General features: G+C 63.3%; 21 protein-coding genes. 14 read left to right on the top strand and 7 right to left on the bottom strand.

The features are described 5' to 3' along the window. The 4 genes from A3AC_RS29530 to A3AC_RS0126565 form a co-directional block, all read left to right on the top strand. The coding region (locus tag A3AC_RS29530; protein WP_332261497.1) for a citrate/2-methylcitrate synthase at positions 1-183 on the top strand (183 nt) is incomplete at its 5' end. 219 nt (positions 184-402) lie between these two features. Next, complete coding sequence (acnD, locus tag A3AC_RS0126555; RefSeq protein WP_025602458.1) at positions 403-3,000, top strand: Fe/S-dependent 2-methylisocitrate dehydratase AcnD; 2,598 nt, start codon at positions 403-405, stop codon at positions 2,998-3,000. 28 nt (positions 3,001-3,028) lie between these two features. After that, positions 3,029-4,213, top strand: coding sequence for a 2-methylaconitate cis-trans isomerase PrpF (prpF, locus tag A3AC_RS0126560; protein ID WP_025602459.1), 1,185 nt, complete (start codon positions 3,029-3,031; stop codon positions 4,211-4,213). A gap of 391 nt (positions 4,214-4,604) precedes the next feature. Continuing rightward, a complete protein-coding gene (locus A3AC_RS0126565; RefSeq protein WP_025602460.1) occupies positions 4,605-5,018 on the top strand; it encodes a hypothetical protein in 414 nt (137 codons plus the stop codon). A gap of 24 nt (positions 5,019-5,042) precedes the next feature. Here A3AC_RS0126565 and copM read toward each other — a convergent pair whose 3' ends face one another. Continuing rightward, entirely contained in the window at positions 5,043-5,441 is a 399-nt protein-coding gene (gene copM, locus A3AC_RS0126570) for a CopM family metallochaperone (RefSeq protein ID WP_025602461.1), read from the bottom strand. Between the two features lie 44 nt (positions 5,442-5,485). Next, a complete protein-coding gene (locus A3AC_RS0126575) occupies positions 5,486-5,689 on the bottom strand; it encodes a heavy-metal-associated domain-containing protein (RefSeq protein WP_025602462.1) in 204 nt (67 codons plus the stop codon). Between the two features lie 246 nt (positions 5,690-5,935). Between A3AC_RS0126575 and A3AC_RS0126580 the strand changes: the two genes are divergently transcribed. Both A3AC_RS0126580 and A3AC_RS0126585 read left to right on the top strand, forming a co-directional pair. Further along, positions 5,936-7,513, top strand: a complete 1,578-nt coding sequence (locus A3AC_RS0126580) for a tetratricopeptide repeat protein (protein WP_025602463.1) — start codon at positions 5,936-5,938, stop codon at positions 7,511-7,513. Between the two features lie 151 nt (positions 7,514-7,664). Further along, a complete protein-coding gene (locus A3AC_RS0126585) occupies positions 7,665-8,672 on the top strand; it encodes a zinc-dependent alcohol dehydrogenase family protein (protein ID WP_025602464.1) in 1,008 nt (335 codons plus the stop codon). Positions 8,673-8,712: 40 nt separating this feature from the next. Here A3AC_RS0126585 and A3AC_RS0126590 read toward each other — a convergent pair whose 3' ends face one another. Then, complete coding sequence (locus tag A3AC_RS0126590; protein ID WP_025602465.1) at positions 8,713-9,336, bottom strand: ABC transporter ATP-binding protein; 624 nt, start codon at positions 9,334-9,336, stop codon at positions 8,713-8,715. A gap of 625 nt (positions 9,337-9,961) precedes the next feature. Here A3AC_RS0126590 and A3AC_RS0126595 point away from each other — a divergent pair. After that, complete coding sequence (locus tag A3AC_RS0126595; RefSeq protein WP_025602466.1) at positions 9,962-11,878, top strand: AAA family ATPase; 1,917 nt, start codon at positions 9,962-9,964, stop codon at positions 11,876-11,878. A gap of 52 nt (positions 11,879-11,930) precedes the next feature. Here the strand turns inward: A3AC_RS0126595 and A3AC_RS31130 are convergent, their stop codons facing one another. Together A3AC_RS31130 and A3AC_RS0126600 are read right to left on the bottom strand one after the other, a co-directional pair. Next, complete coding sequence (locus A3AC_RS31130) at positions 11,931-12,188, bottom strand: hypothetical protein (RefSeq protein WP_084515588.1); 258 nt, start codon at positions 12,186-12,188, stop codon at positions 11,931-11,933. A gap of 92 nt (positions 12,189-12,280) precedes the next feature. After that, positions 12,281-13,480, bottom strand: coding sequence for an acyltransferase family protein (locus tag A3AC_RS0126600; protein ID WP_025602467.1), 1,200 nt, complete (start codon positions 13,478-13,480; stop codon positions 12,281-12,283). A 550-nt stretch (positions 13,481-14,030) separates the two neighbouring features. Between A3AC_RS0126600 and A3AC_RS0126605 the strand changes: the two genes are divergently transcribed. Beyond that, positions 14,031-15,137: an OpgC domain-containing protein gene (locus A3AC_RS0126605; RefSeq protein ID WP_025602468.1), complete on the top strand. Its 1,107-nt coding sequence runs from the start codon at positions 14,031-14,033 to the stop codon at positions 15,135-15,137. Then, on the top strand, positions 15,134-16,843 hold the full coding sequence (locus tag A3AC_RS0126610) for a tannase/feruloyl esterase family alpha/beta hydrolase (RefSeq protein WP_025602469.1): 1,710 nt from the start codon (positions 15,134-15,136) through the stop codon (positions 16,841-16,843). The genes A3AC_RS0126605 and A3AC_RS0126610 overlap by 4 nt, the downstream gene beginning before the upstream one ends. Positions 16,844-17,058: 215 nt before the next feature. Here A3AC_RS0126610 and A3AC_RS0126615 read toward each other — a convergent pair whose 3' ends face one another. Then, entirely contained in the window at positions 17,059-17,457 is a 399-nt protein-coding gene (locus A3AC_RS0126615) for a hypothetical protein (protein ID WP_025602470.1), read from the bottom strand. A 401-nt stretch (positions 17,458-17,858) separates the two neighbouring features. On the opposite strand from A3AC_RS0126615, the gene A3AC_RS0126620 reads away from it, so the two are divergent. After that, positions 17,859-18,785 (top strand): ABC transporter ATP-binding protein, encoded by a 927-nt coding sequence (locus tag A3AC_RS0126620; protein WP_025602471.1) that lies wholly within the window; start codon positions 17,859-17,861, stop codon positions 18,783-18,785. After that, the gene (locus A3AC_RS0126625; protein ID WP_025602472.1) at positions 18,782-19,543 is read left to right on the top strand and encodes an ABC transporter permease; all 762 of its coding nucleotides are present in this window, start codon (positions 18,782-18,784) and stop codon (positions 19,541-19,543) included. Before A3AC_RS0126620 ends, A3AC_RS0126625 begins: the two co-directional genes overlap by 4 nt. A gap of 78 nt (positions 19,544-19,621) precedes the next feature. On the opposite strand, the gene A3AC_RS0126630 is transcribed toward A3AC_RS0126625, so the two are convergent. Continuing rightward, a complete protein-coding gene (locus tag A3AC_RS0126630) occupies positions 19,622-20,620 on the bottom strand; it encodes a helix-turn-helix transcriptional regulator (protein ID WP_025602473.1) in 999 nt (332 codons plus the stop codon). Between the two features lie 176 nt (positions 20,621-20,796). On the opposite strand from A3AC_RS0126630, the gene A3AC_RS0126635 reads away from it, so the two are divergent. The 3 genes from A3AC_RS0126635 to A3AC_RS0126645 all read left to right on the top strand — a co-directional run bounded on the left by A3AC_RS0126635 (position 20,797) and on the right by A3AC_RS0126645 (position 25,970). Further along, positions 20,797-21,720 carry an AraC family transcriptional regulator gene (locus tag A3AC_RS0126635; protein ID WP_025602474.1) on the top strand — a complete coding sequence of 308 codons (924 nt, stop codon included), beginning with the start codon at positions 20,797-20,799 and terminating at the stop codon, positions 21,718-21,720. A 591-nt stretch (positions 21,721-22,311) separates the two neighbouring features. Continuing rightward, positions 22,312-22,737: a DUF3830 family protein gene (locus tag A3AC_RS0126640; protein WP_025602475.1), complete on the top strand. Its 426-nt coding sequence runs from the start codon at positions 22,312-22,314 to the stop codon at positions 22,735-22,737. Positions 22,738-23,111: 374 nt separating this feature from the next. Further along, a complete protein-coding gene (locus A3AC_RS0126645) occupies positions 23,112-25,970 on the top strand; it encodes a YadA-like family protein (RefSeq protein ID WP_025602476.1) in 2,859 nt (952 codons plus the stop codon). Positions 25,971-26,025: the final 55 nt, after the last annotated feature.

The raw sequence follows: 26,025 nt of genomic DNA on the forward strand, positions 1-26,025 counted from the left end.
GTGTCGTATCACATGATGGGCGTGCCGACGGCGATGTTCACCCCGCTCTTCGTGATTGCGCGCACGGCGGGCTGGAGCGCGCACATCATCGAGCAGCGCATCGACAACAAGATCATCCGGCCGAGCGCGAATTACACAGGACCTGACGATCTGCCGTTCGTGCCGCTTGCGAAACGCGGTTGAGTTCGACCGTCTTGCGGCAATTTGCGTCCCGCGACCGGGGCGCGATGCGTGCCTCGCCCGGGTTCCAAACGGCCCTAACCGAGGCCGCGCTTTCACAGCCGCGAGCTACGCTACACTGACACGCCTCATCTGAATGCCTCCGCGCGCCCCGCTTCAAAGAGGGCGCTCGATCTGCTTCGCCGCCTTTGTTTGCGCTCCATTACCGATCGTCGCCAAGCCATGAATACTGCCTACCGCAAACGCCTTCCCGGCACCGAACTCGATTTCTTCGACGCGCGTGCCGCCGTCGACTCGATTCAGCCAGGCGCATACGACAAGCTGCCATACACCTCGCGCGTGCTCGCCGAAAACCTCGTGCGACGCTGCGATCCGGTGACGCTCGTCGCGTCGCTGAAACAGCTGATCGAGCGCAAACGCGAGCTGGACTTTCCATGGTTTCCAGCGCGCGTCGTGTGCCACGACATTCTCGGCCAGACCGCACTCGTCGATCTTGCGGGTCTGCGCGACGCGATTGCCGCGCAGGGCGGCGACCCGGCGCTCGTCAATCCGGTCGTGCCGACGCAGCTTGTGGTCGATCACTCGCTGGCGGTGGAATGCGGCGGCTTCGATCCTGACGCGTTCGCAAAAAACCGCGCAATCGAAGACCGTCGCAACGAAGACCGCTTCGATTTCATCAATTGGACGAAGCGCGCGTTCAGGAACGTCGACGTGATTCCGCCGGGCAACGGCATCCTGCATCAGATCAACCTCGAACGTATGAGCCCGGTCGTGCAGGTGAAAGACGGCGTCGCGTTTCCCGATACGCTGGTGGGCACGGACTCGCATACGCCGATGGTCGACGCGCTCGGCGTGATCGCAATCGGCGTGGGCGGACTCGAAGCGGAAAGCGTGATGTTGGGCCGCGCGTCGTATATGCGGCTGCCGGACATTGTCGGCGTGGAGTTGACGGGCAAGCCCGCCGAAGGCATTACCGCGACCGACGTCGTGCTCTCGCTCACCGAGTTTCTGCGCAAGGAGAAGGTGGTCGGCGCATATCTGGAGTTTTTCGGCGAAGGCACAGCGAAGCTCACGCTCGGCGACCGCGCGACCATTGCCAACATGGCGCCCGAATTCGGCGCGACCGCCGCGATGTTCTATATCGACGAGCAGACCATCAAATATCTGAAGCTGACGGGCCGCGACGACGCGCTCGTGAAGCTCGTCGACACGTATGCGAAGCAAACCGGCTTGTGGGCCGACAGCCTCCAGCACGCGGAATATGAGCGCGTGCTTCGATTCGATCTCTCGACGGTGGTGCGCACGCTCGCCGGGCCGTCGAATCCACATCGGCGCTTGCCGGTGTCGGAGCTCGCGGCGCGCGGCATCAGCGGCAAGGTGGAGAACGATCCGGGCCTGATGCCGGACGGCGCGGTGATCATCGCGGCGATCACGAGCTGCACGAACACGAACAATCCGCGCAACATGATTGCCGCCGGCCTGCTCGCGCGCAACGCGAACCGGCGCGGACTGACGCGCAAGCCGTGGGCGAAGACATCGCTCGCGCCGGGGTCGAAAGCCGTCACGCTCTATCTGGAAGAAGCCGGCTTGCTGCCCGAACTCGAGCAGCTTGGCTTCGGCGTGGTCGCTTATGCGTGCACGTCGTGCAACGGCATGTCGGGCGCGCTGGATCCGGCCATTCAGAAAGAGATCGTGGAGCGCGATCTGTACGCGACGGCTGTGCTGTCCGGCAACCGCAATTTCGACGGCCGCATTCATCCTTTTGCGAAGCAGGCGTTTCTGGCGTCCCCGCCGCTGGTGGTGGCGTATGCGATTGCGGGCACGATTCGCTTCGACATCGAAAAAGATGTGCTCGGCGTGGACGCCGAAGGCAACGCGGTGACGCTGAGGGACATCTGGCCGTCGGATGAAGAGATCGACGCGATCGTCGCTTCGAGCGTGAAGCCCGAACAGTTCCGCAAAGTGTATGAGCCGATGTTCGCGGTTTCCGTGGACGCGGAAGACAAAGCCGACCCGCTCTACGACTGGCGGCCGATGAGCACGTACATTCGCCGTCCGCCATATTGGGAAGGCGCGTTGGCGGGCGAACGCACGCTGAAAGGCATGCGCCCCCTCGCGGTGTTGGGCGACAACATCACGACGGATCACCTGTCGCCGTCGAACGCGATTTTGCTGGACAGCGCGGCGGGCGAATACCTCGCCAAAATGGGCTTGCCGGAAGAGGACTTCAATTCCTACGCGACGCATCGCGGCGATCACCTCACAGCGCAGCGCGCGACGTTTGCGAATCCGACCTTGAAGAACGAGATGGTGGTCGAAGACGGCAAGATCAAAGCCGGTTCGCTCGCGCGCATCGAGCCCGAGGGCAAGATCACGCGCATGTGGGAAGCGATCGAAACCTATATGGAGCGCAAGCAGCCGCTGATCGTTATTGCGGGCGCGGACTACGGCCAGGGCTCGTCGCGTGACTGGGCCGCGAAGGGCGTGCGCCTTGCGGGCACCGAAGCGATTGTCGCCGAAGGATTCGAGCGCATTCACCGCACGAACCTGGTCGGCATGGGTGTGCTGCCTCTGGAGTTCAAGCCGGGCGTGAACCGTTTGACGCTGGCGATAGACGGCACCGAGACCTTCGACGTGATCGGCGAACGCAAACCGCGCGCTGACCTGACGCTGGTGATTCATCGCACGAACGGCGAGCGTGTCGAGGTGCCGGTCACCTGCCGGCTGGATACGGCCGAGGAGGTTTCGATCTACGAAGCCGGTGGCGTATTGCAGCGCTTTGCACAGGACTTTCTGGAGTCGTCGAAGGCGGCGGCTTGATCACCATTCAGTTTCAGGACACTCTTTCATGGCGCACAAACCGCAGATCAGAATTCCCGCCACTTACATGCGTGGCGGCACGAGCAAAGGCGTGTTCTTCCGCTTGCAGGATCTGCCCGACGCGGCGCAAATGCCGGGCGCCGCGCGCGACGCGCTGCTGCTGCGCGTGATCGGCAGCCCCGATCCGTATGGCAAGCAGATAGATGGCATGGGCGGCGCGACGTCGAGCACGAGCAAGACGGTGATCGTCGACAAAAGCAGCCGGCCCGATCACGACGTGGATTACCTGTTCGGGCAGGTTTCGATCGACAAGCCGTTCGTCGACTGGAGCGGCAACTGCGGCAATCTGTCCGCGGCGGTCGGGCCGTTCGCGATCAGCGCGGGTCTGGTCGACGCGAGCCGCATTCCGCGCGACGGCGTGGCGATCGTGCGTATCTGGCAGGCGAACATCGGCAAGACGATCGTTGCGCACGTGCCGATGACGGACGGCGCGGTGCAGGAAACGGGCGACTTCGAACTCGACGGCGTGACTTTTCCGGCGGCGGAAGTGCAGCTCGAATTCATGGACCCGGCCGCGGACGAAGAGGGCGCGGGCGGCTCGATGTTTCCGACGGGCAATCTCGTCGACGATCTGGAGGTGCCCGGCGTCGGCACGCTGAAGGCGACGATGATCAACGCGGGCATTCCGACGATCTTCGTCAATGCGCAAGCCATCGGCTATACGGGCACGGAGTTGCAGGACGCCATCAATAGCGACGAAAAAGCGCTCGCGAAGTTCGAGACGATCCGCGCGCATGGCGCGCTGCGCATGGGGCTGATCAGACATCTCGACGAGATCGCGACGCGCCAGCACACGCCGAAGATCGCGTTCGTTGCCGGGCCGGCTGATTATGTGTCGTCGAGCGGCAAGCGGATTAATGCCGGCGACGTGGATTTGCTTGTGCGAGCAATGTCGATGGGCAAGCTGCATCACGCGATGATGGGCACCGCGGCGGTGGCCATCGGCACGGCGGCAGCGATTCCGGGGACGCTGGTCAACCTGGCGGCCGGCGGCGGCGATCGCGAGGCCGTGAGGTTCGGACATCCGTCGGGCACGCTGCGAGTCGGGGCGGAGGCGGCGCGCGTGGGTGGCGAGTGGGTGGTGAAAAAGGCGGTGATGAGCCGCAGTGCGCGCGTTTTGATGGAGGGGTGGGTTAGGGGTGTCGCGGGCTAGTGGAGTGGCTGGTGCTTTGCTTTGTGCGGTAGCGCTTGCCATAGGCGCGCCGCGGCCCTCTCTCTCATTCTCTCTCTCTTTCTCTCTTTCTCTCAACGATCAGGATGCCGATGTAAATGGGGCGTCCTGATCGGCGCTGTGAAGCCAGCGCATTCCTTGACAGCTTTGCATAGCGAAAGCGCCGTGAAAACCGGGCGTCATCGCGACTTCACGCGCACAGTCCGCGCCCATTTAGCCCGCCCAGTTGACTGCCGACACTGCGGTACTCGCTATAATCATCAGCGCATTGAGACACGCTCGATGAACGGGTTTGACCGTCTGCGATCGTAACCGCGCCGTTCATCAACTCCGGGGTGCGGGCGACCCACTGAAGTCTTAGAGAGATCGCACAATGAGTAGGAAAAAACTGCGGCCGCAAGCCGATTCTCGCCCGCCTGTCGACGCTCTCCAGTACGAAAAGCTCGCCCTATCGGCTTTTCATCTCTGCGATCGGCAGATGAGCAAACTGGATACGCTGGTTACGCTCGCGTCCACGATATGTAGGAATCCTGCCGTCACGAGCGAAGAGCGCCACCGGCTGCAGACCACGCTCGAACTGATTGCGAGCACTGGCGAGCAGTATCGGCGGGAACTCGCGTGTGATCGCGAACTGTTCCAGGTGATCGCGCTCGATGCAAAAGGAGTCGCCAGCAAGCGCATTACGGCAAGCCGCGCGGCGCGCCTCCTGCAGGAGGCCGCGAATAGGGCCGCCGCGCAAATGACAGGCCCGGGCGGCTCGAGCCTGCAGGCGCCCCTGGAGCACTGAGCCCGTTCACCTGCGCCGGCAAACCTACTTCGCGCCGTGCTTGGCCTGCCAGCGCTGCATGAAGCCGATTTCGTCGTGTTGCGCCTTGATGATGTTCCTGGCAAGGCGCTTCAACTCGGGGTCCTTGCCGTACTTGAGTTCCACTTGCGCCATCTCGATCGCGCCCTGGTGGTGCGGGATCATGTGCGCGACGAAATCCTTGTCGGCGTCACCGGTGTAGGCCGGCGCGCTCATGTCTTTCATCATCTTGTCGTCGGCGGCCTTGAATGCGGGCGTCGAGCCGCTCGAGCCGGCATCCGTTGAGGTCGACATGTCCATGCCGGGCATGGACGCTGTGTGTTGTGCATGAACAGGCATGGCCGCGACGGCACATGTCAAGCAGGCAAACGAACAGAGGGCACGCAACGAGCGAGGTTTTTTCATAGTCGATTTCCGTTTGAAAGCTCTCTCAGACGAGAGCGGGGGCGTCAGTTTCGCACTGACGGATGAAATCCTGCCGCTTCGATGGCTTCGATCAACCGCGGGGCCGGCAGCGTCGACGTGATCTTGACGATCTTCGTCGCCACGTCGATGTGAACCGCCGCAGCCGGATCGAGACCGGCGACCGCGCGAGCGATGGAGTTGGCGCAGCCGCCGCACGACATATCCTGAACTGCAAATTCCGTTTCCATTTCCATTCTCCTGAGATGAATCTCAAGACGATCTTGGACCTTCCCATGGGGGTAAGGTCAAGTCTGTATCGAGGCGTTTTACGTTTATTGCTGACGCCAATCTGCGCCCGCGTTTGGGAACGGTCCTACACAAGCAGTCGCACGCCAGATCGATAATGCGACGCGGCTCACAGCGCAAGGCGGCGTTCGCGGCCTGCGCCCGTCAAGACCTCCACGGTTCATCAACGCAGACTCATTCTTGCGATCATGCAAAGCCTAACCCCGGTGTCACCTGAAATTATCTCGCTGTGGTTCGACGAGGCGCAGGAGGCGCGCGTCACTGGGCGGCTCGACACGGCGCAGGCACTTCTGGATCGAATCATTGTGCATGACTGCGCTCACGCTGGCGCGCTGTATGCGCGCGGACTGGTGGCGCTCGCGTTGGACCAGTTGCCGTTGGCACAGCGCTGGATCGAGCGCGCCATCGAGGTCGAGCCGCAGCCGCCGTTCTTCGACATGCTGTGCCTGATCAAGATCAAGCTGCGCATGTTCGCGAGCATCGTGCAAACCGCGAGGGCGGGGCTCGCGCATCAGCCGGAGTCGCTCTCGCTTCACTACTATCTGGGCGTGGCGCTGCAACTGCAAGGGCGTGCGGACGAGGCCGCGTCCGTCTATCGGCGGTTGATCGAACTGAAGCCCGACTATGCGCAGGCGCACGCGAACCTCGGCGTCGTCGTGAAAGAGCTCGGCTGGTTGAGGGAAGCGGAGCAGCATATCAGGCAAGCCATTGCGCTCGACCCCGCGAATCGCGGTGCGCGCGCGAGCCTCGGCCAGGTGCTGCTCGCGGCCGGTCGCTATGAGGAGGCATGGCCGTACTTCGAGGACCGCTGGGCCAATTTCGTCGATGCGAACGGGCAACCCGCCCAGGACGCGCCGCAGATCCCGTTGCCGCAATGGAAGGGCGAGCGTCCCGACCTGGTGGGCGGCGCGCATGGTTTGACGGCGGGTGGCGCGCGTTTGCTGGTGCTGCCGGAGCAGGGCCACGGCGACAGTCTGCAATTCGTGCGTTATCTGCCGCTCGCGCTCGAACGCTTTGCCCGGGTGGGCTATATCTGCCCGCCGCCGTTGCGGCGGCTTTACGAGGAGTCCTTGTGCGCCCGCTGGCCAGGCCTCGTAATGCTCGACGACGTCATGCCCAACATCGGCAAATGGGACTGGCAATGCCCGTTGATGTCGCTGCCGCTCGCCTTCGGCACGCGCCTCGACAACATTCCTGCCGCGCCGTATCTGCACGCGGACCCGCAGCGCTCGGCCAGTTGGCGCGCAAGACTGGAGGCGCTGCCTCAGCCGGACTTGCCGCGCGTCGGCGTGGTGTGGGCCGGCGGTCACTCCGGTCTGATCGAAGATCGCGCGCGCAGTCTGACGTCGGCACAACTCGCGCCGTTGTTCGCGTTGTCGGCTGTTCGCTGGATCAGCTTGCAGAAGGCCGACGACCTCGCGAAGCGCCCGAGCGCCGCGACGAAGCCTCATCTCACCGACTGGATGGACGACGTCGCGGACTTCGCGGATACCGCCGCGATTATCGACAACCTCGATCTGGTGATTTCGGTCGACACGTCGGTCGCGCATCTCGCCGCAGCCATGGGCAAGCCAGTCTGGCTGCTCAATCGATTCGCGGGTTGCTGGCGCTGGCTGCGCGATCGCGATGACAGTCCGTGGTATCCGGGCGTGCGCATCTTCACGCAAGTGCAGCGGGGCGATTGGGCGGAGGTGATCGAACGTGTGGCGGCGGAATTGAGGCAGCGCTACGAACTGAAGGGAATGTACGGCTCCTTTGTGCGCTAGATGACTCAGCGTCGCGCAGGGGCTAGGCGCGGGGGCGACGCGAGGGTGAAGTTCGCAACGCACCGCTCGCCGACGCCCGCAGCATGGCTGCGATATTCTCTAACGAGCGCGCACGTCCAGCGCCCGCGCAATTCCACAAAGGAGCCGCGACATGAAAGCCGTCAAGATCGGATCGCCCGCCAGCGTCGACTCTCTACAAGTGGTCGATATCCGCGATCCTGGGGAGCCAGGCGCGGGCCAACTGCGGGTTCGCATTCACGCGAGTTCGTTGAACTTTCATGACTACGGCGTCGTGAGCGGCGTGCTGCCCGCCGAGGCGGGACGCATTCCAATGGCCGACGGCGCAGGCGTGGTCGAGGCGGTCGGCGAAGGCGTCGACGGATTCAAGGCGGGCGATCACGTGGTCTCCTGCTTTTTTCCGTTGTGGGAGAACGGTCCGCCCGCCGTCGGCGACTTCAAAACCACACCCGGCGACGGCGTCGACGGCTATGCGCGCGAAGTCGTCGTGCTGCCAAGCCATTATTTCACGCATGCGCCGCAAGGCTACAGCCACGCCGAGGCCGCGACGCTCACCACGGCAGGACTTACGGCCTGGCGGGCACTTGTGGTGGACGGTCAGTTGAAAGCGGGCGCCACGGTGCTCGTGCTCGGTACCGGCGGCGTGTCGGTGTTCGGCTTGCAGCTTGCCAGGGCGATGGGCGCGACGGTGATCGCCACGTCTTCATCGGATGCAAAGCTCGAGAAGCTGCGCGCGCTCGGCGCCGCTCATACGATCAACTACCGCCACAATCCCGAATGGGGCAAGGCGGTGCGCTCGCTGACGGGCGGGCGCGGCGTCGATCACGTGATCGAGGTGGGCGGCCCGGGGACCTTGCCGCAGTCGATCACGGCTTGCCGGATCGGCGGCCATATTGCACTGATCGGTGTGCTGACGGGACGCGCCGGACCGGTGCCGACCGCCGCGCTGATGGCGCGGCAACAGCGGCTGCAAGGCCTGATTGTCGGTAGCCGGCAGGACCAGCGCGAGATGGTTCGCGCGCTCGAGGCGACCGGCATCAAGCCGGTGATCGACAGCACGTTCGAACTCGCGCGGCTCGCAGACGCGTTCCGGCATGAGGCGTCGGGCGCTCACTTCGGCAAGATTTGCGTGTCGATTTGAGCGTCACGCGTGGCAGCGCTTGCCTCGCGCGCGCGGGCATTCAGCCGCGCTGTGCGAGGTCCGCGAAGCTGATGCGTGCAGCCGCGCATGCTTCGGTGAAGGCTTCGTCGTAGCTCGAGAAGAATACCGTGCGAGTTTGTCCGAGCGTCGTGAAGAGATCGACCAGCACGGCGCGCGCGGCGGCATCGAGTCCGCCCACGGGCTCATCCGCGATCAGCACGCGCGTTTCGCCGAGCACCGCGGAGGTCAGAAAAAACTTCTTGCGCGTGCCGAACGACATCTGCTCGAAGCGTTTTTCCAGATGCGGCGTGAGCCCGAAGCGATCCGCGAGCGCCAGCGTCGCGTCGCTCACGGTGGCGTTGCGCGCGGCCGCCACGCGCTGCAGATAGTCGCGGCCGGCGCAATCGGGCGAAGGCATGCAATCTTCCGGGACATAGGTCAGCAGTGATTTCGCCGCGGCGGGTGCCGCGTTCAACGAGTGTCCGCCGATCCACACGTCGCCTGTATCGGCTGTGAGAGCGCCGGCGAGAATGGCGAGCAGGGTGGATTTACCGGTGCCCGACTCGTCGTTGAGCGCAATGCAGCCGGCTGTGGAATCGTGGTTTAGTCCGGTGAAGACGACGCGGTCGCCATAACGCTTGCTGAGGTTTTCGAATCGAAGCATGAGTCGTGAAGTGCGGAGTGTGAATCGCGCGCAACAGCGCTGGCTGTCGCGGAGAGGCTCGCCAAATAGTGAAGCGTAACAAATCCTCCAGGCCGCCTTCGCATATTGGCCAGAACCCGCACCCGGCAACGCGCCAATGCGCCAAGGCGCGAATGCGCCAATGCGCCAATGCGCCAACCCGCGAACCCGCGAACCCGCCAACGCAAACATCGGCCCGCCCCCGCGATAGGCGCGCGCACTGAAAGCCCCGGAGCAGAACTCAACAACGCCCGCCAGAAAGTAGGGCTCGGTCCAAATGATAGGTCTACAGAATACACGGCCTTTTTTCCGCTGCTACACTGTGCGGCGGAGCAGTTTTCTACCGCATCTCATGCGCCGCTCGCGCCCTTATATTTCGCCTTCCAAACGGCGGGATAGGCGGTAGAAACAGGCCTTTTCTGCGATTTGGAAGAAGCAGCCGCAGGGCATACTGGCTCTACGCCACTGGGTTTAAAAGGGACGCATGGTTGGGTGTCCTTTCTTCCGTGCAGGCATGGCATCGCAATAGCCGATTCCTCTCCCAACCGTTCATCCTCTGATTCGACATGTTTTGGGGCTCGCTTGAGCCCGTTTTTGGAAGTGACTCATGAAGCCGGGAAAGAATTCGCTTGGGAAAACGCGGGCGCGGAAAATCGCCATTGCGGCTGGGGTGGTGCTCATTGCATTGGTACTTGCATTCAGTTTCTGGCATCACCAGCAGCGCGCGGCGCAACTCGCTCCCGCCCTGACCGGCGTCGCCAATCAGATGCGTCACGATACGTCCCCCTGGACGCGTGAAGAGAAAGACGCATCGCAGATGCTGCGCGATATTCAGGAAGCAAAGGTCGCCGCGATCGGCGTCAGTCCCAACGCGATTCTCGTGTCGAAGCGCGACGGTTCGCGATACTTCGTTACCGACCACAATGCGACCTTCTCGCATGCGCTTCTGCTCGGCGAAACCAGGTCCGGCGAGGCGGCTTCGTATCAACTGGTATGGCTACCCGATGCGGACATCCGCACAGGCGGCTCGCGCTGGCTTCAGGTGTTCGACCAGACGCGCGACGTGATCAGCCTGCTTTTGCCGTTGCTGCTGATCGGCGGCATGGTGTGGTTCATGCGCCGCGAGATGCGCGGCGGAGCGACGCTGCTCAGCAAGGCGCCCACGCTGCGTTTCGACGACGTAATCGGCGCCGGCGAAGCGAAGGCTGCGCTCGCGGACATCCGCGGCTATCTGTCGAACCCGAAGCAGTTCACGTCGATGGGCGTGCGCGCGCCATGCGGCATCCTGATGGTGGGCGGTCCAGGTGTCGGCAAGACGAGGCTTGCGCAGGCGCTCGCCGGCGAATGCGGCGCGAACTTCATCTCTATCACCGGTAGCTATTTCAGCGCGAAGTATTACGGCGTCGGCATCCAGAAGGTCAAGCATCTGTTCGAAATGGCGCGCAAGAACGCACCGACGGTGATCTTCATCGACGAAGCAGACGGTCTCGCGAAACGTACCGACACGGGTGGCGGTCCTGTCGAAGCCGAGAGCAACCGCATCATCAATCAGCTGCTCGCGGAAATGGACGGCTTTGCTTCGAATGAAGGCGTGATCATCGTCGCGGCCACGAACCATCCGGACAATCTGGACGAAGCATTGCGCCGCCCGGGCCGTTTCGACCGCACGGTGCAGGTTCGTCTGCCGGATCGCGAAGATCGCGCGAAAATCTTCCGCTTCTATGCGGAGAAGCTGAAAGCCAAAGCCGCGGACATCGACTACGATCAGCTCGCGCGACTGACCACGGGCCTGTCGCCCGCGACGGTCGCGATGGTCGTGAATCAGGCGGGGCTTGTCGCGCGCAAGGCCGGCGACACGGAAATCGCGGCCAAGCATTTCATCGAGGCGATCAAGATCGCGCGTATTGGCGACGTGAGCGGCGCGGAACGCGCATTGAGCGAGGACGAACGCACGCGCATCGCGGTGCATGAAGCGGGGCATGGTCTGGTTGCCGCGCTGCTCGGCACCGGTGTGCTCGAAGAGGTCACGATTCTGCCGCGAGGCGGCGCGCTCGGCGTCGCGCTTATCACCAAGGCGCAGGACAAGCATCTGTATCGCGAGACCGAGATTCGCAACGAGGTCAAGGTGCTGCTCGGCGGCCGCAACGCGGAAATTCTTGCGTTCTCCGAAGCATCGAGCGGCGCGGCGTCGGATTTGCAGGAAGCGTCGCGCATCAGCCTCGACATGGTGTCGAAGTTTGGCTTTAACAGCGAGGGCAATCTGTTTAGCCTCGCCGCCTTGCCTTCGCAATACGCGGGTCTTCAGATGAAGAGCGCGATCGAACAGGCGAATGTGCTGCTCAAGGAACTGAACGAGCAGTGCTACAACCTGCTGCATGCGTATGAGCCGGTGTTGCGCGCTATCGCCGATGAACTGCTCGAACAGGAAACCGTGCCGGGTGAGACGGTGTATCGGCTGATCAAGGAACACAAGAGCACGCTGAAGATCGTGCATGAGCAGGAGTCCGAGCCAGAGGCTGCGTAAGGTCGGGATCGAAGAGCGGCCGCGATCGCAGCGCGCCTCTTCAAAACCTGCGCTACGCAAAGTCAGAGGGGCCAGGGGGAGGAACGCCCGGAGGCGTCTCTGTTTCTCCCAACGGCTCGCGCTTTGCCTCGTCGTCGTCGGCTGGCGGGGTTGTCCCTTTTTCCGGCAGGGGCTGATCGAGCCCCGGTTCGACCGGTGTCGGAATTGCATCGCCGACAGGCTTCGAGACTTCAGTGGGCGGGCCGCCTGGGTCTGCCGTTTCATCCGGGTCCTGGTCGTGCTCGTTCGGGTTGTTCGGCTGAGTGGCCACGGCGCGTCTCCAGTGGTGACAGGTGTGTCAATCAGTCAGCAATGCGTGTGCCATGCCGGCAACCGCGAGCGAATCAGGCTACGTCGCCAGGATCAGGCAGCATCCGAAGCAGCGCCCTCATCCGTCAACGCGCGTGAGCCGGGTTCCTTATGCGCCTGCGCTGATGCAAACCCAGCCTTTTGCGTCGATGCCGGATTCGCGTCGCCCTCGGGCGTGCGCCTCGTCTTCAACCGCAGAACTGGTTCCTCGATCATTCGCCACGACAGCAGCGCGAGCCCGAGCGAGAGGGCGAACGACGCCGCGATCCCCACCGCATGTGCCCATAGCGGCACTACACCGCCGAATAGCGCCTGTGCGCGATGATTGCGCATCAGGTCGGGAATGAGGTTGTGGTACAGATAGAAGCCGTAGCTGATGCGTCCGAGTCCCGCGAGCCAGCGCGCCTCGAGCAGGCCCATGACGGCCGCATTGCGGCAGCACGCAATCGAACACACCAGCGCCGCGATGCACACGCCATAGGCGGCGTCGATACAGGTGAAGAGCAGCGGATCTTGCACATCGCTCCACGCCGGCTCGCTCGCGCAAAAAAACACGAGACAAAGGCTGAGCGCAAACAGCGTCGCGCCATGCCCGAGCCAGGCGCGCGCGCGGCCTGCGTGACGGACGACGACCAGCCCGCCGATTCCGCCTAGCGCCAACAACCAGAAGTTGCTCAACGGATGCGTGTAGACGGTGATTTCCCGCCAATGCGCGGCGCGCATGAGCCACAGCGAAACAAGTCCCACTGCGACCATCAACGCGCACACGGCGAAATGCCGCCGCGCGGCAAGCAGCAACAGCAGCGGCGCAAACATAAGATAGAACTGTTCTTCGATGGCGAGACTCCACAAGTGCGAGTAGCGTCCCGGCCAGTAATGCAGCACCGAGCCTATCCAGAAGTTCGACAGATAAGCGAAGTGGAACGGCATGCCGCTCGCGAGCTCGGGACTCGCCAGGCCGAATAGCATGAGCACCGACATGACGGTCAGCATCAGGTAATAGATCGGGAAAATGCGCAGCGTGCGGCGAAACAGGAAGCGCTTGAGCTCGGCGACGAAGCTGCTGCCGCTTTGCTCGATCCGCAGCCGTTGCATCGACAGAATGCCGGTAATCAGAAAGCCGCTCAGCGCAAAGAAGATCCACACGCCGAGATGACCTATTTCGCCGATGTCGCCGAATAGCCGGTGTTGAAGAAAGACCATGAGGACGGCAATGGCGCGCAGTCCGTCGAAGCCGGCAATCCTGTTGTTCATGTGAGTGTCTTCCAATGCGAGGGCGGTGCGCGGACGCAACCGTTCGGGTCGGTAGTGGAAGGACCGGTGCCGCGTGAATGACACGGCCCGCCGTGCAACCGGTGCGAAAAACCGGCGGCGGCAAAGGGAAGGCGTCGCAATGACGCTCAACGCGCGCACCGAATTCGGGTCGATGTGCGAGCGTGTCCGGTCCACATGAGTGGCCGCCGTGCGGAGCCTTGTTCGCGTGCGATGCACGAGCTCCGACGGTCATGCATGAATTCATCGTACGATGAAAAAAAGCGAAAAAAATCGCATACCGCGCTTTGCGGATTTTTTTCGGCGGCATTTACCGGGTGCATTCGCGAGAGCGCGTCAAAGCCGCAAAACTTGCCGTGAATCGAATGCGCCCGCCATCGCGATTACCGCATGCCGACAGCGGGATTTCAGATTGCCAGCGAATTGCCGTGGACGACAGGCTGCCTGTCAGCGCCAGTGACGTCATCGCACGGCGTTTGCCGAAACGTTATATGGTGGCGCGTTGCTCGATAATTTTCCTGCGAGAACACGAATGGACATTCGCCGCGGACGCTCCGTCGAAGTGGACTTCTTTCGCGGAGTCGTGCTGATCGTCATCGTGCTGGATCACATGCCCGGCAGTACGCTTTCCCATTTGATGCTGCACGCGTATGCGCTGTGCGATTCCGCGGAAGTATTCGTGTTCCTTGGCGGCTATGCGTCGGCGGCGGCCTATACGGCGGTCATGACGGCGCGCGGCGAAAAGGCCGCGAAGCTGCGCTTCATGCGGCGCTGCTGGGAGATTTACCGGGCGTATCTGCTGACCGCGCTGCTCACGCTCTTGTCCGGCGGAGCGCTCGCGCTCCTGCACCTGAATCACGCGATGGTCGAACTCACAGGCTGGTCGCCGTTTGCGGCCGAGCCGCTGCGTCAGGTATTGGACATCGCGGTGCTGCGCCGGCAGCCGTATTTATCGAGCGTGTTGCCGATGTACATGTTCTACGCGCTGCTCGTGCCCGCCGTGGTGCCGCTCGCCTTGCGCTCGCGCGCGGCGGCACTGGCGCTGAGCACGGCCATATGGTGCCTCGCGCGGCCGCTCGCCGTGCTATTCAACATTGACGACGTGGGCCACTGGGCTTTTAATCCGTTTGCATGGCAATTGATGTTCGTGCTTGGTATCGTGTGCCGGCTCGCGCCGATCACCGAGCGCTTTCATGCAGGCGATACGGCTCGCTGGTTCACGCGGGTTGCTATCGCTGCTGCGCTCGCGTTTGCCGCCGTTAAGCTTTTCGTGCTGACGCAGCCTTTGCCCGGCACCCTCAAACAGAATCTATCCGTGGACCGTGTGATCAACTTCATCGTCATAGCCTGGCTCGCGGCGCGACTCGTGCGCGTGGGCAGCATCGCGCGGCTCGCACAGCGCCTGTCGGCCGTCGTTACTGTGGGCCGCACGGGGCTCGTGTGTTTTGTCGGCGGCACGCTGGTGTCGCTGATCGTGGATACGGCCATGCCGCACACGTTCCATGGCGTGGGCGGCGTGCTTATCGGTCTGGCCGGCGACTTCGTCGCGATTGGTGCGTTGCTGATGCTCGCGCGCGCCTGGCACGGATGGCGAGGACAGCAGTTGCGCGCGGCTGCGAGCGGAGCGCGTTGCGGATGATGGCGCACTCGCGCCGCATGTTGATTGCGCGGGCCTGGCGCGTGCGCGCTCTCGCAGTCGCCCCGACGCTCGCCATGACATGGTTCGGGCCAGCCGCGCAGACGGCACTCGGCGCGCAGAGAGAAGCGCCGCTTTCCATGCGTTGCGCCGAATTTGCCGGCGCAGTGTTGCCGCCTGAACTCATCGCCTTGCCCACAGCGGGCGCGCAGATTGAAAGCGCGTCGATGGTCAGCGCCACCGCGCCCGGCAATCAGCAAGGCGGCGAATACTGCCGCATCACGGGGCGCATCAAGGCGCTCAAGCCGACCACGCCTGACATCCGCTTCGACCTGAATCTGCCGCGCCACTGGAACGGCCGTGCGCTGCAGGTCGGCGGCGGCGGATATAACGGCGTGGTGGTGAGCGGCACTGGCGTGATGCCGTTTTCACCGGATCGCGCGCCGCTTGCACAAGGCTATGCGACCTTCGGCGACGATTCGGGACATGTGGGCGATTCATCGCTTGCGGTGTTCGGCCTCGTTGACGAAGCCGTGACCAACTTCGGCTATGCGCATCTGAAGAAGACGCACGACGCAGCGCTCGCACTGATCGCGCGCGCTTATGGCCGGCCGCCGCAGCGTATGTATTTCGCTGGCGGCTCGACCGGCGGCCGCGAAGGCTACACAGTCATGCAGCGCTTTCCCGACGACTACGACGGCGTGATCGCCAATTCGCCCGCGCTCAATTTTTCGGGCGTGCGGCTCATCGGCGTGAAAGTGGGGCAGGCGGAATATGCGACGCCGGGCGGCTTCGTCCCGCCGCTGCTGCTGCAGCACGTGTATCACCGAGCGCTCGCCGTATGCGATGGGCTCGACGGCGTGGCGGACGGCATTGTGAGCGACGTCGCCGCCTGTCGCGAGCATGAAGCGGAGATCGTCGAATCGTTGCGTTGCGCGGGGCGCGCAATGTCAGGCGACGATTCACGCCAGGAGTCACGCGACGAATGCCTCACCGAACCGCAACTCGCCACGTTGATGGTGCTGCGCGACGGCTTGTCGTTGCCTTATAAGCTCGCTTGGGACGTCAGCGGTTATCGCGGTTACAACGTTTTTCAGGGCACACAGCTGAGCGGTTCGCTCGGCCTCGGGCATCAGGCGCAACGGCTTGCACAGCCCAAGTTTTTCGCCAACGGTTACCTGTTCGCGCAAGGCGACGGTTATGTGCGCTATTTCGTTGCGCGCGATGCGGACTTCGACTCGCTGCGCTTCGACCCGCTGCATCCCGGCAAATTCCGCGCGCAGTTGATCGCGCTTTCGCAGACCATCGGCGCGATGAACACGGACGTTGGGCGCTACATCGCGCGCGGCGGCAAGCTCATTACGCTGCAAGGTCTCGCGGACGAAGTCATCAGCCCGAATCAGACGATTGCTTACCGGCAGGCGCTCGTCGCCCGATATGGTGTCGACGAGGTCAATCGTTTCATGCGCCTGTACATGGTGCCGGGTTTTCAGCATGGCAGCGGCGCATTCGTGCCGTCGGTCGATCTGCTTGGCGCACTCGATAACTGGGTGACGCGCGGCGCGTCGCCGGAAACGCTGATCGCCACCGACATCGCCGCGGCAACCAACGGACGCTCGCGCCCGTTGTGCCGCTATCCGCTGTTTCCGCGCTATACGGGCAAGGGCAATGTGAATCTCGCGGCGAGCTTCGTCTGTACCGAGCCGTGACGGCGAGCGGGTCTTCTTTACATTGGAGCCGTTGCAAAATCCACCATCGACGTGGCGGGTTCTGTCTGCAACACAGCGCGCTGAGAAAACAAAAGGACGGCGACGCCGTCATGCGGCGCCGCCGTCCGTCTTTCCAGGCGCTCTCACAGCCTCAAGGTTTGACTGCTGCTTGAGACTTGAGGCTCGAGACTTGAGGCTTGAGCGCGGGCCTTCACTTACTGCCCGTTCTGCGTGGTCCCGTTGGTGCCGCTCGTACCGCTGCGGGTACCGTTGCTCATGCCGTTGTTCGGGCGCTTCGTGGTCGCGCTGTCCGGCGACGCACCGGTGCCCGTGCCCATGCCGCCGCCGGTGCCGGTCACGCCGGGTGAGCCATAGCCGGAATCGCCGGGGTGCTTCATCGTGCCGGGGCCCATGCCAGGGGTTGCGGTGCCGCCCGCGCCACCTGTCGTGCCGCCACCAGCGCCCACTCCGTTACTGCCGCCCGAGCCGCCCGCACCGGCGGCCGCGCCACCACCCGCGCCACCGCCAGCACCGCCGCCGGCTTGCGCATAGGCTCCGCCCGAGAGTGCCATTACGAGCGCTGAAGCAAAAATCGTCTTGGTAAGGCGTTTCATGGTTCATCTCCATAGAGTCGATTGATCTCACGCGAGCGCCTCGCACTCACATGAACGGACTGCCGCAAGCACTGTGCCTTGGGTGCCGACGCGAGGCGCACGGGTGCAGTAGCACGGCGATAATCGAGCATGGCGCGTTCCCGGGACGACGCCTGCCGCACATCCGCCGGCGCTATTGGTTGCGCGGCGCGGCGACAGCCACTCACGCCATATCGCTACGGAAACCGAACTATTTTGCGCCGCAGCGAACGGCGGGGACCTCGAGACGGCAGTACGCGACTTTCCGTAGGCTTCGATTCTCTGCGCTGCAGGCTTTCGCGGTTTCAATTACATTGCGGGTGCGGTCGCGCTTGCGCGTCATTTCATCCACTTTTGCAACGGTGTCTGCCATCGTCGAATCCATGCAGCCAATCGTCTCAGTCACGAATCTGTCGAAAACCTATGCCAGCGGTTTTCAGGCGCTGAAAAACATCAACCTCGGAATCAACCGCGGAGAAATCTTTGCCCTGCTGGGCCCCAACGGAGCGGGCAAGACCACGCTCATCAGCATCATCTGCGGCATTGTCAACGCGAGCGAAGGCAGCGTGACGGTGGACGGCCGCGACATCGGCGCCGACTATCGCGGCGCGCGCTCGTTGATCGGCCTCGTGCCGCAGGAACTCACCACCGACTCCTTCGAAACCGTCTGGGCCACCGTCTCATTCAGCCGCGGCCTGTTCGGCAAGCCGAAAAATCCCGCCTATATCGAGAAAGTGCTGCGCGACCTGTCGCTGTGGGAAAAGCGCAATAGCAAGATCATCACGCTGTCGGGCGGCATGAAGCGCCGCGTGCTGATCGCGAAGGCGCTGTCGCATGAACCGCGCGTGCTGTTTCTCGACGAACCCACGGCGGGCGTGGACGTCGAATTGCGCCGCGACATGTGGAAACTGGTGCGCTCGCTCGCGGCAAGCGGCGTGACGATCATTCTGACCACGCATTACATCGACGAAGCGGAGGAAATGGCGGACCGCATCGGCGTGATCAACGGCGGCGAGATCATGCTGGTCGAAGAGAAGACCGAACTCATGCGCAAGCTCGGCAAGAAGCAGTTGACGCTGCAGCTAGAGAGTCCGCTCGACGCGTTGCCGTCGTCGCTCGCCGGCTACGGGCTTGATGTCGCAAAGGGCGGCAACGAGCTGATCTACACCTATGAAGGCGACGGCGGTCGCACCGACATCATTGCGCTGCTGAAGGCGCTCGACGACGCCAGCATCCGTTTCAAGGATCTGCATACCACGCAGAGTTCGCTTGAAGACATCTTCGTGAGTCTGCTCCGAGGTAACCAATGAACATCTATGCGATTCGCGCAATCTACAAGTTCGAAATGGCGCGCACCTGGCGCACGCTGATGCAGAGCATCATCGCGCCGGTGATCTCCACGTCGCTTTACTTTGTCGTGTTCGGCGCGGCCATCGGCTCGCGCATCAAGGAAGTGGACGGCATCAGCTACGGCGCGTTCATCGTGCCGGGGCTGATCATGTTGTCGCTGCTGTCGCAGAGCATTTCGAACGCGTCGTTCGGCATCTACTTTCCGCGCTTCACCGGCACGATCTACGAGTTGTTGTCGGCGCCGGTCTCGTACCTGGAGATTGTCGTGAGCTATGTGGGCGCGGCCGCCACCAAGTCGATCCTGCTAGGCCTCATCATTCTCGCCACCGCGGGCCTTTTCGTGCCGCTGCAAGTCCAGCATCCGTTCTGGATGATCCTGTTTCTCGTGCTGACCGCGGTCACGTTCAGTTTGCTCGGGTTCATCATCGGCATCTGGGCGGACAGTTTCGAGAAGCTGCAACTGGTGCCGCTGCTGATCATCACGCCGCTCACGTTCCTCGGCGGAAGCTTCTACGCGGTCAACATGCTGCCGCCGTTCTGGAAGGTGGTGACGCTGTTCAATCCGATTGTTTATCTCGTGAGCGGATTCCGCTGGAGCTTCTACGGTCTCGCGGATGTGAACATCGAGATCAGCCTCGGCATGACGGCGCTCTTTCTGGCCGTGTTTCTCGCGATTGTCGCGTGGATCTTCAAGACGGGTTACCGGTTAAAGAGCTGAGCTGCGCGCTGCATATGAAAAACGGCGTGGCGGCAGTTGCCGCCACGCCGTTGCGTGCGCCTGGCTGGGGTTGAACGTCTACGACACGTAAGCCTTCGCGACGTTGATCAACTGCACGCGGTTGCGCACGTTGAACAATTGCCGCAAGCGCCGCAAGTGATAGTCGACATTGTGCGGCGAGAGCCCGAGGAAATATGCGATTTCCTTGTCGCGCTGCCCTTGAACCACCGCCTTGAGCACCGCGTGCTGCAACTCGCTCAACGTCACGCGGTGTTGCTGCGCGGGCGTCATGCCGATCACGCTCTTCGCGTGCGTCCAGATGAACTCATGGATCGTGTGCGCGAACATCAACGTTTCGGCCACGATCGATTCGGTCATCCAGCGCGGGTTGCCGATCTCCGAGTTGAAGCACAGGCTCGCGCTCAGGTCCGGCTCGGGCAGCGGCATCTGCGTGAGAATGCCGCTTTTGCGACCGGTCGCCTCCAGCATGTCGATCAGGCTGCCGAGCCGCTCGCTGCGCATTTGCGCGCGCGGCAGATCGGCGCGCATGTCGACCGTATTCCAGAGGAACGGCATGCCGGTCGGCGACGCGAGCGCCACACGCGGATCCAGCTCGAAATAACGCTCGCGGAAATAGCGCGTAAGCCAGCTCTGCGACTCGTAGCTCGTCAGCACAAACATGGTCTTGCGATGCGCGGACGTGCGCGTGGCCGTATAGCTGAACGAGTTGAAGCCCAACTGCCTGATGCGTTGCCGCACGAATTCGATGCGGTCCTGCGCACTGCCAAAACGTACCAGCGGACTGATGACCGGCGCGCGGCGCGCGGCCGGCGCGGGCGTGCCGATCTCCTCCTCGGTGAAGAGCGTGAGGAAACCCGCCGATGCCGCGCCTGTAGCCGCGCGGCCAGATACGATCGATGCTTCAGCCGCGTGGGCTGACTTCGCGGCCTGCCGCATGCCGGCCGGGTAGGCCGGTTGTGCGGTGACCGCTGGGTTGTATGCTGCCGACGCATGGCCCGCTTCGCCCTGCGGCGAACCGGTCAGCCAATGCGGCAGCGTATCGCATTCGTGTTCCATGAAACGGTAGCTCCGGCGTTTGAAACGCGTGAAAGACGACAACCTGAATGATTAGCTATTTCCAGAAATTACGGTAGCCGGTTCCTTGCTATCATTTTTGAGATCTTGCGCTGACAGCCGACCGGCGACGCGGGTTCGACAGGGTTCTCTCATTTGCATACGGCACCTCCTTGGGAATGGACGTGAAGACACGAATTCCAAAGCTGACAACGACGCTTGCCTACGACCGCTACATGGCGGGCCAGAAACTGGTGTCGAGCGTGGATCGCCCGTGGCGTCACCTGGTGTTGCGCTCCTATCTCGAGCCGGACGAGCAGGAACTGCTGGAAGCGCCCGGCCTGCAGGACCTTACGCTGATGACGCTGGCGAGCGGCGCCGAGCATCTTGAGCGCAATCTGAACGGGCGCTGGGAAAGCGCCGAGCTGCGAGTGGGCGACGTCTGGTACGTGCCGCCCGCGCCGATTTCCTGGCGCTGGCGTTCGATCAGCGATGAGCCGCTGTCGACCGTCCATTTACATATCGAGCGCAGTCTGATCGACAGCGTGGCAGATCAGATGGAGCTCGGCGCAACATGCCGCGAACTGTCGCTCGACGGCGCGATGCAGTTCCATGATCCGCTGGTGGCCGCGATGCTTTCTGCATTGCACCGCGCCGCCGGCGACCCAGCCGACTCGCGCCTTTATGTCGATGCGCTGGTTCATGCGCTCGCCGCGCATCTTCTTCAACATTATTCGCACGGCCGGCAAGCAGGGACGACACAGCCGGCGCAACCTGAACGGCTGGTGCCGCGTCGCATCCGGCGTGTAACCGATTACATTCGCGCGAACCTGGGTGCCGATCTTTCAATCGGCGAGCTGGCCGCGCAGGCTGGTCTAAGCAGCTTCCACTTTGCCCGCGTGTTCCGCCGCGAGACTGGCGAAACGCCGCATCAATACGTGACCCGCTTGCGGCTGGAGGAAGCGGCGAGGCTGCTGCTTTCCACCGATCAGACCGTGCTGCAGATCGGACTTGCGGTTGGTTACGAGAATGCCAGTCATTTCTCCGTGCAGTTCAAGCGTGACTACGGCGTGACGCCGCTTGCCTACCGGTTGCGCGGCTGATTCGCGGACTGCGCGGCGGCACGCACGCAGCGAGTGACCGATAAACCGGCCAACAACAGACCAGTAACCGGCCAGCAAAAATGGCCAGTTCAGCTGCAGGCGGGGTCTTGGCAACAGCCGGTGATGGACGGCGCCCGCTTTGCCCGACACTGCGAGCGGTGCCCTCCGATGCATGGCGGCGCTGCGCCTTTCATTCGCGCTTTGGTTTGGCGGCCAGCGCGGCCACGCAAGGCAAGAGCCAAGCGAGGCCGGAAGCCGTCTGTAGGAATCACGCACCTTTCGAAGTGTGCTGTGCATTGCGCGGCTTGCAAACTACGAACTTTCGTGGCGCAACACTGCCTGGACCTGGCATGGTGATGTTGCGCGTAGTCGAACGAGCGTTGATGGGCGCCTCGCGGCATGCGGTCGAACTGGCCTGACCGGCCCGATGCGAACTGTATCTGTTGAACCCTTGCACGGCACGACAGAATGACCAGCCCAGGGCCTGGCCTGAGCCACGTCTCGCAGACCGCGTCTGGCCGACCGCGTCTGGCCGACCGCATCTGACCGACCACCTTGTCCATCATTCACCGTCATACCGGATACCTAGCGATGACCCGACTTCGAATCACCTCCTGCGGCCATGTCTTTATCGCCGAAACCAACCCCGACGCGCCGCAAACCGTGAGCGCCTTCCTGAAGCTGCTGCCGTACCGCCAGAAGATCATTCACGTGCGCTGGAGCGGCGAAGGCTGCTGGGTGCCGCTCGGCGAGTTCAAGCTGGAGAACGACGGCGCGGCGGTTGGCTTCGAAAATCACACGAGCCATCCGTCGGTCGGCGACATTCTGTTTTATCCGGGCGGCTATAGCGAAACGGAGATCCTGATCGCCTATGGTTCGTGCTGCTTCGCGAGCAAGATGGGACAACTTGCGGGCAACCATTTCCTGACTATCGTCGAAGGCAAGGAGAAGCTGCGCGAAGTCGGCGTCAAGGTGCTGTGGGAAGGCGCGCAAGACGTGCTGTTCGAAAAGATCTGAGCTTCGTCGCGCATCGCTCTCCGCTGCGCGGTCGTGAGGAGATGCGAGCCAGCATCGACTGGCTCGTATTGTTCCAACGCCGGTTCTCGGCGACTTTCAGTATTCGACTAAGACCACTTAGTCGTCCGCATTCCGATTAAGACATTTGGCTGTTTCACGTCTTAGTCGCCCTATGCCATTTAGCTAATTCACGCTAAAAAATCGCTTTTCGGATTAATCGTATTCGCGAACCGCGGACGTGCCTGCACACTCGTCGCTTGAGCCCTGTTTGCCGGGTGAGAGCGCGGTGCGTCCTGAGTCTGTCTCGTCCGCAAGATACTTAGGATGACATAAGAAAAATCCCGGCAAGAGATCGTGGATAAAGAGTGGGAGGAATGTTGAACAAGACCTATAAAGCGGTATGGAACGAAGCAAGACGCGTATATGTGGCAGCATCGGAAGTAACCAGAAGCGGGGGCGTCAGATGCGCTTCGGTATGCCGGGCGCTGGGCGCTGTAGCCGCGGGCCTGCTCGGCGCGCTCGCGCTGGGGCAGCCGGCTGGCGCCCAGGAGTGCGCCCCCGCCGGCTGCCCGGATGTCACGAACGCGCTGTTCTACGATAGCGGCGCGCACGACGTTGCGACGCTCGGCAATCCGGGCACGCCCGTCAGGGTGACGAACGTCGCGGCGGGTGCGCTGAACCCTTACAGCTCCGACGCGGTAACCGGCGCGCAACTGCACGCCACGAACGACGCGGTATCGCAGAATGCGGCGAGCATCTCGGACCTGGCAGGCAACATCGAAAGCGGCCAGATAGGGCTCATCCGACAGGATCCGGATACTCGCGCTCTGACCGTTGGGCAGGGCACGGACGGCGCGTCCGTGGACTTTAGCGGAACCGGCGGTCCGCGCGAACTGCTCGGCGTCGCGGCCGGGACGACTGCGCAGTCAGCGGTCAACGTTGCGCAGCTCAAGCAGGTCGTGTCGACACTCGGCGGCGGCGCCTCGGTGAGCGCGAACGGCTCGACCGTCGGCCCGAAGTACTACTTGCAGTCCGGCACGCAAACCACTGTCGGCGGGGCGCTGAGCTCGCTCGACACCGGCATTGCGACGCTGCAGTCGCAGGTCGTGTCGGGCAGCATTGGCCTCGTCAGGCAGGACCTCGCCACGCGCGACATTATGGTTGCATCGTCGTCAACGGGTATCCGGATGAACGTGGCTGGCCTCAATGGCACCCGCACTCTGACCGGACTGTCGCGCGGCGCGATCGGCGCGTCGAGCACCGAAGCGGTCAACGGCGCGCAGCTTTATAACAATGCCGCAAGCGTGGCGGCGGCGCTCGGCGGCGGCTCGGCGGTGAATCCGGACGGCACGGCCAGGGCGCCCGTCTACACCATAGGCGGAAATACGTATAGCGACGTCGGGTCGGCTCTCGCCGCGGCCGTCAACACCAGTGTTGCAACGAGTACCGCGGCAAGTGCGGCCGCGAGCGCGTCGACGATTGCAGCGGCTACGGCCAATTCCGTCCAGTACGATTCCTCGACGCGCGATCTGATGACGCTCGGCAACGCCGGCGCGCCGGTCCGCGTGACAAACGTGCGCGCCGCGAGTCTCGCGAGCGACAGCGCGGACGCAGTGAACGGTGGCCAGCTGTTCGCGACCAATCAGATGGTGGCGCAGAACAGCGACAGCATCGCGAGCCTGGATCGGCGCGTCACCAGCAGCGCAACCGACATCGCAGAGCTCGACCAGCGCGCGACCGCGAATACAGCCAGGATCGCCGGCCTCGACACGCGCACTACTGCGCTTGAGGGCAATCTGACGAATGTCGCAAAGCAGATCACGAACGGCGAGATCGGGCTCGTCCAGCAAGACATGACTTCGCGTGTGATCAGCATCGGGCAGGGCGCGGACGGCGCGCGCGTCGATCTGGCGGGGACCGGCGGCGCGCGTCAATTGACCGGCGTCGCGGCAGGTCTGACCGACACCTCTGCGATCAATCTTGCGCAGTTCAGCCCTGTGGTCGCGGCGCTCGGCGGCGGCGCGCAGATCAATACCGACGGCACGGTCACCGGGCCCTCGTATCACGTGCAACACGGCACGCAAAACAACGTCGGCGATGCGCTCGACTCGCTCGACAACGGGCTCGCGACATTGCAGCAGAACGTCGAGAAAGGCGGCATCGGCGTCGTGACGCAAGACCCGGCTTCGCGCGTGATCAGGATCGGCGCGACGACCGACGGCCGCTCGATCAGCGTGGCGGGCACGCAGGGCAACCGCGTCGTGACCGGCGTCGGGCGCGGCTCGCTCAACGCAACCAGCACCGACGCGGTCAACGGTTCACAACTGTTCGCGCAGGCAGCGAGCACGGCGACGGCGCTCGGCGGCGGCTCGACGGTGAATGCGGACGGCTCGGTAAGCGCGCCTGCTTACAAGGTGGGCGGGCAGGTGGTGAACAGCGTCGGCGGCGCGCTCAGCAATCTGGACGGCCGCGTCACACAGAACAGCAACGACATTGCGGGTCTGCAGAGCACCGTTGGCCGCATCAACGGGACGGTGGTCAATGCGGTGCAATACGACAGCACCGCGCACGACAAGGTGACGCTCGGCGGCACGGCGGCGAACGGGCCGGCTGTGCAGTTGACCAATCTGAAGAACGGCGAAGTGTCGGCCACGAGCAGCGATGCGGTAACCGGCGCGCAACTCTGGCAAACCAACCAGCAGATCAGCAGCATCGACCAGACCGTCAAAAACTATGCGACCAACGGCAACAGTTATGTGGCTGTGAGCAGTTCCGCGAGCGCGCCGCAGGCGAGCGGCAATGGTTCTCTGGCGCTCGGCGGCGGAGCGAAGGCGTCGGCTGCGAATAGCGTCGCGCTTGGCGAAGGCTCGGTGGCGGATCAGCCGAACACAGTTTCGGTGGGCTCGAGCGGCAACGAACGCCGCATCACGAACCTGGCCGCCGGGCATGCGCCGGGCGATGCGGTCAATATGCAGCAGTTCCAGGGCGGCATGGGCGACCTGGCGCGGCGCGCGTATGCCGGCGCGGCGTCAGCAATGGCAATGAACATGGTCCCGGAAGTCGACGCGACGAAGAACCTCGCAATCGGCGTAGGCACGGCGGGCTACATGGGGTATCAGGCTGTGGCAGTGGGCCTGTCGGCGCGCGTCGCGCAAAACTTCAAGGTGAAGCTTAGCGCGGGCATCAGTTCGGTGACCACGTCGGTGGGCGCCGGCGCTGCGTATCAGTGGTAGGGGAGCCAGCCGGCGAGAACCGTCGACGGCGGATTGAAGGCGCCCCGCTGTAAAA

It is taken from the genome of Burkholderia sp. WSM2230, assembly GCF_000472445.1.
In the GTDB taxonomy this organism is placed as follows: domain Bacteria; phylum Pseudomonadota; class Gammaproteobacteria; order Burkholderiales; family Burkholderiaceae; genus Paraburkholderia.